This window comes from Candidatus Palibaumannia cicadellinicola, from assembly GCF_002855795.1.
Taxonomy (GTDB): Bacteria; Pseudomonadota; Gammaproteobacteria; order Enterobacterales; family Enterobacteriaceae; genus Baumannia; species Baumannia cicadellinicola_C.
Genome location: NZ_NJPO01000012.1, coordinates 1 through 1610 on the forward strand (window position 1 = coordinate 1; position 1610 = coordinate 1610).

Annotated in this window: 1 protein-coding gene and 1 pseudogene; both read left to right on the top strand. The window is 40.2% G+C overall.

Annotated features, from left to right (window positions below):
- Positions 1 to 78: 78 nt before the first annotated feature.
- Entirely contained in the window at positions 79 to 333 is a 255-nt protein-coding gene (tusA, locus tag CEX73_RS00265; RefSeq protein WP_101626660.1) for a sulfurtransferase TusA, read from the top strand.
- 264 nt (positions 334 to 597) lie between these two features.
- Positions 598 to 1506 (top strand): annotated as a pseudogene (gene ftsY / locus CEX73_RS00270) (signal recognition particle-docking protein FtsY); the annotation flags it as partial.
- Between the last annotated feature and the right edge of the window lie 104 nt (positions 1507 to 1610).

The following is a 1610-nucleotide window of genomic DNA, read 5'->3' on the forward strand; positions in this document are numbered from 1 at the left end:
AGAAGTGCTATCATAAATTAAATAGTCTACGCTTTTTTAAACCACAAAAAACAAAAGGAGAGTAAATCCTTAATGTTAATGTCTAAAGCTTTTCACTTTGCTAATCAAATTATAGATGCTCGTGGTCTACGTTGTCCTGAGCCTATCATGATATTGCGTAATACTTTACGTAACATGCCCGAAGGAAAAATGCTGCTGATTATTACCGATGATCCATCTACCATACGCGATATTCCATCTTTTTGCCTGTTTATGGAACATACTTTGTTGGCACAAGCCACAAAGCAGCAACCGTATCGTTATCTTTTGCGTAAGGAAGGAAAGGAAGGATAAGAAAGGATAGTGCACAGAATGAGATGGATAACATAATCCAGCTCTCTACACATACTGATGTTTAATGTTGACGAGCTATAAACAGTGTTAATATCAGGGAATCATTCGATGAAAGAGCATAGTCGCACATGGCAAAAGAAAAAAAAAAGAGGTTTATTTTCCTATTTTAGCTCTCGTAGTAACGATGATAATAATGATCGCAAATCAGACGACACCGTATCGCCGGACACCGGCGAGCAGGTGCATCAGTCGCGTGATGGATTATTAACTAGGCTGAAACGTAGTCTAGTGAAAACACGTAACAATTTTGGATCTGGATTGATCGGATTGTTCCGCGGCAAACAAATAGATCATAATTTATTCGAAAAACTGGAAACACAACTTTTGATGGCAGATGTTGGCTTAGAAACAACAAAAAAAATTATGGATAGTCTTATTGCCCATGCCGATCGCAGTCAGCTAAAAGACGCTGATGCACTTTACAGTAAACTGCGCGAAGAGATGACTGCGATCCTCTCATTAGTCAATCAGCCACTCGTAATAGATGGCAAAAAGCCATTCGTCATCCTTATGGTTGGTGTGAACGGTGTAGGTAAAACCACTACTATTGGCAAAATGGCGCGCCAATATCTGGCGGAAGAAAAAAATGTCATGCTGGCGGCAGGCGATACTTTTCGCGCTGCGGCAGTAGAACAGTTACAAGTGTGGGGCGAACGTAATAACGTCACTGTAGTTGCACAGCATACCGGCGCTGATTCAGCCTCTGTGATCTTTGACGCTATTCAGGCGGCTAAAGCGCGCAGCATTGACGTTCTGATCGCAGATACATCCGGACGATTACAAAATAACCGATTTTTGATGGAAGAGCTAAATAAAATAGTCAGGGTGATAAAAAAATTTGACGTTGAGGCACCCCATGAGATTATGCTAACTATTGATGCTGGTACCGGCCAAAATGCTGTTAACCAGGCAGATTTATTCAATCAAACTATTGGACTAACCGGTATTACCCTGACAAAACTAGACGGTACAGCCAAAGGGGGGGTAATTTTTTCTGTCGCAGACCGCTTCGGTATTCCAATTCGCTACATAGGTATCGGTGAAGGTATTAATGATTTACGACCATTTAACGCCGAACATTTTGTAGAGGCTATATTTTCCCAATATGATTAACAATATCTGATTCGTTTTTCACTAGTAAGTATAATGACAAGTATAATTGGAGTAAAATACAAAGCTATTCAAAACGTTAATTGTCATATTCGTCCGGCTGATAT